General features: G+C 61.7%; 8 protein-coding genes and 2 pseudogenes. 4 read left to right on the forward strand and 6 right to left on the reverse strand.

The features are described 5' to 3' along the window. Positions 1-360: 360 nt before the first annotated feature. Both ACLFKU_RS36980 and ACLFKU_RS36985 read left to right on the forward strand, forming a co-directional pair. Positions 361-950, forward strand: a pseudogene (locus ACLFKU_RS36980) (hypothetical protein); the annotation flags it as partial. 78 nt (positions 951-1,028) lie between these two features. After that, positions 1,029-1,981: pseudogene (locus ACLFKU_RS36985) on the forward strand (cation diffusion facilitator family transporter). Between the two features lie 17 nt (positions 1,982-1,998). On the opposite strand, the gene ACLFKU_RS36990 reads toward ACLFKU_RS36985, so the two are convergent. Further along, positions 1,999-2,478 (reverse strand): hypothetical protein, encoded by a 480-nt coding sequence (locus ACLFKU_RS36990; protein ID WP_410852475.1) that lies wholly within the window; start codon positions 2,476-2,478, stop codon positions 1,999-2,001. Between the two features lie 311 nt (positions 2,479-2,789). On the opposite strand from ACLFKU_RS36990, the gene ACLFKU_RS36995 reads away from it, so the two are divergent. After that, positions 2,790-3,239, forward strand: a complete 450-nt coding sequence (locus ACLFKU_RS36995; RefSeq protein WP_410852476.1) for a carboxypeptidase regulatory-like domain-containing protein — start codon at positions 2,790-2,792, stop codon at positions 3,237-3,239. Positions 3,240-3,272: 33 nt separating this feature from the next. Next, positions 3,273-3,749 carry a CreA family protein gene (locus ACLFKU_RS37000; RefSeq protein ID WP_410852477.1) on the forward strand — a complete coding sequence of 159 codons (477 nt, stop codon included), beginning with the start codon at positions 3,273-3,275 and terminating at the stop codon, positions 3,747-3,749. A gap of 104 nt (positions 3,750-3,853) precedes the next feature. Here ACLFKU_RS37000 and ACLFKU_RS37005 read toward each other — a convergent pair whose 3' ends face one another. Genes ACLFKU_RS37005 through ACLFKU_RS37025 form a run of 5 tightly spaced genes read right to left on the reverse strand, consistent with a single transcriptional unit; the run spans position 3,854 to position 7,599 of the window. Continuing rightward, the gene (locus ACLFKU_RS37005; protein WP_410852478.1) at positions 3,854-5,251 is read right to left on the reverse strand and encodes an ATP-binding protein; all 1,398 of its coding nucleotides are present in this window, start codon (positions 5,249-5,251) and stop codon (positions 3,854-3,856) included. After that, positions 5,248-5,922, reverse strand: coding sequence for a response regulator (locus ACLFKU_RS37010; protein ID WP_410852479.1), 675 nt, complete (start codon positions 5,920-5,922; stop codon positions 5,248-5,250). Before ACLFKU_RS37010 ends, ACLFKU_RS37005 begins: the two co-directional genes overlap by 4 nt. Positions 5,923-5,947: 25 nt before the next feature. Beyond that, positions 5,948-6,685 carry a cytochrome b/b6 domain-containing protein gene (locus ACLFKU_RS37015; protein WP_410852480.1) on the reverse strand — a complete coding sequence of 246 codons (738 nt, stop codon included), beginning with the start codon at positions 6,683-6,685 and terminating at the stop codon, positions 5,948-5,950. Further along, positions 6,657-7,142: a diheme cytochrome c gene (locus ACLFKU_RS37020; protein ID WP_410852481.1), complete on the reverse strand. Its 486-nt coding sequence runs from the start codon at positions 7,140-7,142 to the stop codon at positions 6,657-6,659. The genes ACLFKU_RS37015 and ACLFKU_RS37020 overlap by 29 nt, the downstream gene beginning before the upstream one ends. 46 nt (positions 7,143-7,188) lie before the next feature. After that, on the reverse strand, positions 7,189-7,599 hold the full coding sequence (locus ACLFKU_RS37025; RefSeq protein ID WP_410852482.1) for a DUF1924 domain-containing protein: 411 nt from the start codon (positions 7,597-7,599) through the stop codon (positions 7,189-7,191). Between the last annotated feature and the right edge of the window lie 503 nt (positions 7,600-8,102).

Genomic DNA, 8,102 nt, shown 5'->3' on the forward strand with positions numbered 1-8,102 from the left:
TGCCGGAGACGATGTCGGTGACGGGCTCAACGGGATCGGTCTGCATTCTCGTGTCTATCAGTACGCGGATTGTGATACGAAACAAGGACGCACACGAAGGCGCTTCAGGACATGGCAGTCCTCGAAATTCGAATTTTCTGGCGACACGACCGGCAGAAACCGTGGGTTGTTGCTGCCTGGAAAAGGATTGTTCAACCCCTTGCCGCTCACTGCCCTGTGCGGAAACATCTAAGTTTTTAGAATGACGCCAGGAGGACATACCGACATTGACCTGGGTCAAGTTGCTGGCCGCCGGGTGGAATAGCCTGAGGCAGCTATCCGCCTCCGCGGCACGGCAACTCGAGATCCAACTACCGGAAACCCGGGGTCGCGCCACCCACATGGATGGCCATGTCGTGGGTCGGCTTCAATGTTCCGGAAGGCAACCCATTCGTCTTTGCCCTGGTTGCCGCTAGCGCGGCAACCCTCGGCCGGCTGATTCTGGCGGTTTTTGCACGGACCCTGATGCGAGGACGGCTGTTGCGCGAGGCCGACCGAGAGACCATCGCCGTGGTCAGGATATGGCTGGAGAAGCACAAGAAGGTGACCGCCAGCGCTTTATTTTTCTATTCGCTGAGACCGTTTCCGTCGAACTATCTCTTCAAAACCTACGGGCTTTCAGGGCAGCCCTCTGGGTGATCCGAGCCGCTTTCTTCATCGGTCGTACGGTGAGCTACGCGGTCTGGGCGCATCTTGGCCGCTTCGTGTCAGCGCATATCGATCCAGAAGTGCAGTTCGAAGGGAGCTACCTCAGCGGCTACTTCGTCGTCTCTCAGCTAGCCTTGCTCGGGCTCGTGTACATACTCATGAAACTCGACTGGAAGATACTCGTCGAACAACGAAAGCTAACGTGGCGACGGTCGATGAAGCCACCCCGACAAGTAGAGGACGGCCCCACCACGCGACGTTGAACGAATCGATGCGCAATGCTCGACGGCCCCCGGCACCATGCCACCTCGCGTGTCCTTTCCATGAAATGGAAGCACTACATGAAGACCGAGCAACTTTTCGACGACTCCGAGAACACAGAGCACTCTCTTGCCGAGCGCGCTGCCGTGGCGTCCCGCACCACGTGGGTTGCGTCGCGGTCAATCTGGTCCTGACATTCGGTCAGGTCCTGACCGGGGTACTGTCAGGCTCTCAGGGCCTCGTTGCGGACGGCATACACTCGCTCTCGGATCTCGTCGCCGACTTTGTCGTACTTTTTGCCAGTCACCACAGCAGGAAAGGCAAAGACGAAGCGCATCCATACGGTCATCAGCGCTTCGAGACCGGCGCCTCGCTGGCGCTAGGCGCACTCCTTGCCGCGGTGGGCGTGGGCATGCTCTGGTCGGCGATTCGCAAACTCGAAGATCCGGCCTCCGTGCAGCGCGTTCACATCGCTGCACTATGGGTGGCAATGGGCGCACTGATCGCCAAGGAGCTGCTCTTCCGTTTCATGCTCGCGGCGGCAAAGCGCGTGAAATCGAGCATGCTGGTCGCCAATGCCTGGCATGCGAGGTCCGACGCCGCATCTTCGCTAGTGGTAGGCGTGGGTATCGTCGGCAATCTGGCGGGCTATCCGATACTCGACCCGGTCGCGGCGCTTATCGTCGGCATGCTGGTGCTCAAGATGGGATGGGAGTTCGGTTCGGAAGCTTTTCACGACCTGATGGACCGCTCGGCGGACGAAAACGAGGTGGATGCCATTCGACTGACGCTGCTTGGCACCCCGGGCGTGATTGGCGTCCACGACCTGCGCACGCGCAAAATGGGCGACATGATCGTGGCCGATGTTCACATCGAGGTCGACGCTACGATTTCCGTCGAAGCGGGCCACGAAATTGCGGTCGCTGCGCGCAAGCACGTACTGACGCGCCATCGTGTGCTCAATCTCATGACCCATGTAGACCCGCGCAAGCAGCCCGGTGCGGTCATGCCTGCAGGGCAAGCCAGCAATTGATCGGCACGTTCCGCGGTTTACAGGTGGTGGTCGTAGGTCAGGCGGACCTTGGTCGGCTTGACGCTGCCTTTTCGCGTGATCGAAAGATCGATGCGATAGCGGCCCGGCCACGGCATTTCAAAATAGTTGCCGTAAGTCACCGTGTCATTGACTTTCAGCTCCTGCAGCGGCTTGACCTGCATACCTGAGTGCGATTTCGGCTTTGGCCCCGTCACTGTGGCATTCACGGTCGCGTCGCTGATGCGCTCACCGGTTGCCTTGTCGAACAGCGCGACGACGAGGTGATAGTTTGAGAGATCTGGCGCCGACGCGTGTTCGACCGGCTCGCTTGCGCCCCGGGCGACCGATTGCGCCTTTTCGGCAGGCACAATGCCAAAGTGGACGGTCAGACCACCATTCGTCACGCTCCGGTTCAGTTGATCGGCAAAGGCGCCGCTTGATGCCAGCGTAAGCAGACCCACGGCCATAAGTATCAGGAATTTGGTCAACTTCAGCATGGCTACCCCCGATTCTGTAGTGAGGTCGCATGACGACATCCGGTGCACGACATGAATGTCCAGCGTTTTGGTTCTGGACACTTCATCTGCATGCTGCAGTCGCAGACTGGCGGCGACTCTGACTCACATCAATCCACGCCATAAAACGCTACCCCTGTTACAAGCGAGATCTGCCGTTTCCCTCTAACGCCGTTGCGACGGCGGGTTGCGAACAGCGCCGCGGAAATTCTGCGCCGGTTGATTGATCTGTGTCAACAGCCAGTGCGCGTCGATTGTCATGCTGTAGGCAGAATGTTTGGGAGACTAGGTCCATGAAAGCCAACGTTGCTTTGCTTCTTGTCGGATTCCTCTGCCTTGTCTCGATTGATCTGCCTGTGCTCGCACAACCGCATATCGCGCCAGTGACGCGCAACGGCATCGAGTACGTCAGCGGCGGTATCGGAGAGGATGAGGTACAAGCGATGAAGGCGATCGCGCCTCGCTACAACCTTCGCATCACGTTCGCGCTGACGGGGGGAGATTACCTCTCGGATGTGACGGTCACGCTGAACTCAGAACGGGGCGTCGAACTGCTGAAAGCGAGAACGCACGGTCCCTTCATCTTCTTCAACATACCGCCTGGCCGCTACAGGATCGCAGCGCAGGCCGATCATGTCACCGAGCACAGGTGGGTGCGCGTCCCCGCAAAGGGCGGAGTCGAGACCCGATTCTACTGGCCGGAACCGAATCGGCATGGCGTCATCAGCAGCCTGAAGCCCTAGCCCCGAACCGGGTCTGCCATCAGGAAACATGTCATGACGCGTTGCTCGCTAATTGCTGGAATGGTGGCGACTGCGATCGCCGTATCTGTAATGCCCGCCGCGCATGGCGAGGAACTGGCTAGAATCGCGACGCATTCGCAGCGCTACGGCACACACATCGGCATTTCAGCGTACGAGGATCCCTTGGTAAAGGGCGTGACCTGCTACGTTTCCAGTACACATCGCGACGATGATCTCGGGAACGTTCAATCGGGGCAAGCGACAGACGCCGTTGTTTCGTGCCAGCAGGTGCGCAAGCTCAGTACGCGGAGCCTGGTCCCTAAACAGGCGCAGGTATTCGATGAATCGGTTGACCCTATCTTCAAGGCCATTCACGTCATCCGGATTCTGGACCGCAAGCGCCTGACGGTCCTGTATGTCAGCTACACGGAGAGCGAACTGGCAGGGAATCTAGCCGGTCATGTCGACGTGATCCGGCTGGAGGTGCACGGAAAACAGGCGGCGCAATAGCACTGCATCGACGGTTCGGGAATCATTACCCTCGCGTTGCACGCCGCGCCAGAATTCTGTGCCTGGAGATGGGTCACTCGGGCCCAGCTCACTACACAAGTGCCTCAAGACTTATTGCTCGTCACAGCATGGGAATCGGCTTTCGGTTCCTTCTGACTCATAGCAATCCAGCAAACCTCCACCCGCAATCCGCCTAGCGCACGGGAACGGCCGACGTCGATCGCGGCGCCATGCGCGTTCGCGATGCGCCGTACGATCGACCATCCGAGCCCGCTCCCGCTTTGTTCGCTGCCTCGCGCACGAAAAAACCGCTCACCCAGCCGCTGCAAGTCATCGTCCGGAAGACCCGGCCCACTGTCTTCCACAGCCAGCACAACGTGGCCGTCGCGCCTGCGTATCGATACCTCGATTCGAGCCCGAACAGGGCTGTAGCGGACAGCGTTGTCGACCAGATTGCGAATGAGCGACGCGAGCAGCACCTCGTTGCCTACCACGATGCAGTGTTCAGGCGCGGCGAGCCCGAGCCGCTGCGACCTGCCGAGCGACTGAGGGGCGATGTCGGCCACGACCTTCCTGGCGACGGCGCCCAGATTGACCGCGCTGCTTTCGTCGGTCAGCGCCCCGGCTTCGAGCCGTGACAGCAGCAACAGCTGATCGACGAGATGCACCGCGCGCTCGCAACCCTCGAGCAGCCCCGAGAGCGCGTGCCTGCGAAGCCCGTCATCGGCTTCCGCCATCGCCACCTGCGCCTGCGCCTTGATCGCGGCGATCGGCGTGCGCAGTTCATGCGCGGCGTCGGCGGTGAACCGCCGCTCCGCGTCGAGCACGGCACGAATGCGATCGAACAGACGGTTGAGCGCATCGAGCATCGGCTGCATTTCCTGCGGTGCGCGATTCATCTGGACGGGGTCCAGTGCGAGCGGATCACGCCGCGCCAGCATGCGGCCCAGATCCCGTAGCGGTGCTGCGCCGCGTCGCACGGCCCACCAGGTCACGAGCGCGAGCACCGGCAGCGCGCCCGCCATCGGCCAGAGCGCGCTGCGCATCACCGCGAGCAGGATCGAAGTGCGCGAGTCGATCCGCTCTCCTACGTAGATTTCGACGTCCTCCTGCACGCCGGCAGTGGCAAACACCCGCCATGCCTTGCCATCTATCTGGACGGTCCACAATCCCGATTCCGACCTGTCGCGGGGAGGCACCATGGGTCGCGACGGCGCATTGGCCGAATGCATGCCGAGCTGCCCTTTGTGGAAGACCTGAAACACCACCTTCGGCGCATAGGGATGCAAAACCGGCGCGTCGAGCGCCTCGTCGTCGTCCGCCGCCTGGGCCTGTTGCATGACCAGCAGCGCCGCGGCCTGAGCCAGATGGCTGTCGAGCAGATGATCGATTTCCTGTCGCGCATCGTGCCATGTGAGTGCGCTCGCGGCCAGCCAGACTGCCGCTACGACCCCAGTCACGAGTACCAGCAGACGTCCCTGCAACGAGCGCGGCAGGATCATGGCTCACTCATGTTTTCGCCAAGCAACACGTAACCTACTCCGCGCACGGTCCGGATCAGCTCGCCGCCGAGCTTGCTTCTGAGGCGATGCACGTGCACCTCGACAGCATTGCTTTCCACTTCCTGGCCCCAGCTATACAAATGCTGCTCGATCTGTTCACGCGACAGAACGCGGCCCGCATTCAGCATCAGCACGTGCAGCAGATCGAACTCGCGCGGGGACATCGGCACGGGAACGCCGGCGCGGTACACCACACGCGACGCGGGGTCCAACACGACATCCTGCGCCTGAAGCCGCTCGCACGGCCGGCCATGCGAGCGTCGAACCAGTGCTCGGAGCCGGGCACCGAGTTCATGCAGGTCGATCGGTTTGACGACATAGTCGTCAGCCCCGATGTCGAGCCCATGAATACGATCCGGCACGGCGTCGCGCGCGGTGAGCACGAGGATGGGTAGCTCGACCCCAGCGCTGCGCACTCTTCGCAGCACATCGATACCGTCCATGCGAGGCAAGCCGAGATCGAGAATCGCAGCGGCATAGGGCTGCCCACGCAGTTCGCGCTGCGCGGCCTCGCCGTCGCGAACCCAGTCGACCTGAAAAGCCTGCTGCCGCAACCCGGCACGGATGCCGTCGCCGAGCAGGGGGTCGTCTTCGACAAGCAGAATGCGCACGTGTGAAATGTCCGGTGGATAAAACTCAGTCGCCGTCTCCGTCGCCACTGGACCGCAGATGCGCACTGGCCCCGGCGGACTGATCCGCCGCCGGCATTTGCGGCGCCGCATGCCATTGCGTCCACCACCAGGCGATTGCGGCTGCCATGACCAACGCGGCAAAACCCCAGCGTGCGGTTCGAATGCCTTCGTCCGCACGGCCCGATTTGTATCCCGTTACCATCGCGCCAATCAGGTTCTCGCGGTGCAGGAGGCTGCTGGCCAGCACCGCTATGACGTGAATGGCGACGAGGGCGAGCATGGCGCTGGCGACACCCTCATGCAGTTCGCCGAGCCATTCGCCGCCGGTGCCGTTATAGGCGGCCCAGCCGGTCGCTCCGACCGCCCAGCTCATCAGCAGCATTGCAACGATCGCGACGGCGCCTGCCGGATTGTGGCCGACGTGCCGTTCCGGACGGCCCTTGACGAGGCTGACCATGTAGCGGACGACGGCAGTGGGACAGCGCACGAAGGCGGAGAATCGCGCGTATCGGGTTCCCACTAGTCCCCAGACGATGCGAAACGCCACCAGGCCGACCATCGTGTACCCTAGGGTCGCATGCAGCAGGCGCCATCGCTCGCTCTCGGTCGTCAGCCATGCGCCCGCGAACGAGGCGACCATCAGCCAGTGAAACACGCGCACGGGCGCGTCCCATACGAGAATCCGGACCGTGCCGGACGCGCGCGCGCCGTTCTCAGCGCGGGATCCGGATGTATCGTTCATCGAAGTTTCCTTGATCTGCCCGCGTATGACAGGCGGCGCAGTTCGACGCGCTTCTGACTGCCGGATGCCGCCACGCCGATGCGGGAACTTCGTCGTGCGCGGCCATGAACCAGGTGGAGCGGGTAATGCGATCCTCGGGCGGGGTGCCCGGCGCCCGCTCCGCGCTTGCGGCATGCGCCGAAAGCCAGCCTTCTAGCTGCTTGACAGACGCTGCGTCGAGAGACGCGTTGGTGCCGAAGTGTCGATCGAGATTGTTCAGGATGCGCCGCCACGATTGCGCGGGCAGCATGCCCGGGGGATACGCGATATGGCAGGCGGCGCACTCCTGCCGGTATTTCGGCAGCGGCGTCAGCAAACTCGCCTGCTGTTCCTCCTCTCCTACTGCAAGGCCAGGAAGCACAGTCGCGGCAAGTACCATGAACGCGCAGGCAATTGCAGAAGCAAATCGGATCTTCATGTGTCTGTCCTTCGTGGAGTCGTCGAAGTGAACCCGCTCGTGCGCGCTACGGCTTGAGCGTCATCAGCCAACTCAGGATGTCCGCCTTCTCCGATGCCGTGCACTCGCGCCCGACCACATCCCCGCAATTGCGGCGGAACCACTTTTCAGTCTTTGCCGCGTCCGTAAAGCGCTCTGGATCAAACGCCGGGGCAAGCGGTGCAATCGTTTTGCCGGTGACCGCATGTTGTCCGTTGCCAGTCGGCGTGGCACCATGGCACGTCGCACAGGCCCAATCACGCCCGTGCCGCGTGATGAAGAACTGTTGCCCTCGCGAGGGAACAGGCGCGGTTGTCGACTGCGCCGCGTAGCCCTTCAGGATCTGCGCAGGCGATTCCGCGTAGGCGGCTGAAACAACGGCAACGGCAACGACGCCGTACAGAGAATAAAGTGCCCGCACACGCCCGGATGTCAGCATCGCGAATCCTCCAGTGAATGCTATAGATGTTCGGGCTGCTTCCTTACCGGAGGCTTAACATGGGCCTCAAGCTCATTGTCCGGAGCAACGCTCCTTCTTCGTTGACCTGAATCAACCAGCACGGCTCTTTTAGTCTATGAACATCGGCGGTTTAACTATTGATCCGATTCGCTGGGGAAAGCGAACTGCCAGGGTCTACGCACATGGCGGCCGAGTATGGGCGAGTAACGATTTGCCGTCCGGCGCGCTCGTTCAATGCGCTGTACTTGGCCGCCTACCGCGTCGCCCTGATGCTCCGGCCTGTCGATAGGGGTTTCGCGTACAACCAGAAGGCCAACGCCCGGCGGCGGACCCACTTAGATTCTTAAGGCAATTACTGCGGATTTCGGCGAACGTGACCGCCGATTTCGGGAACGTGACCGATTCGGCGGGGTTGGGCGTTGCGCGGTGTCGATTGTAGATTTCCTTGTCAGTTCTGGTCGAGTTCCGGCTCCAGGACGTTG

This window comes from Paraburkholderia sp. EG304 (assembly GCF_046543485.1).
Lineage (GTDB): Bacteria > Pseudomonadota > Gammaproteobacteria > Burkholderiales > Burkholderiaceae > Paraburkholderia > Paraburkholderia youngii.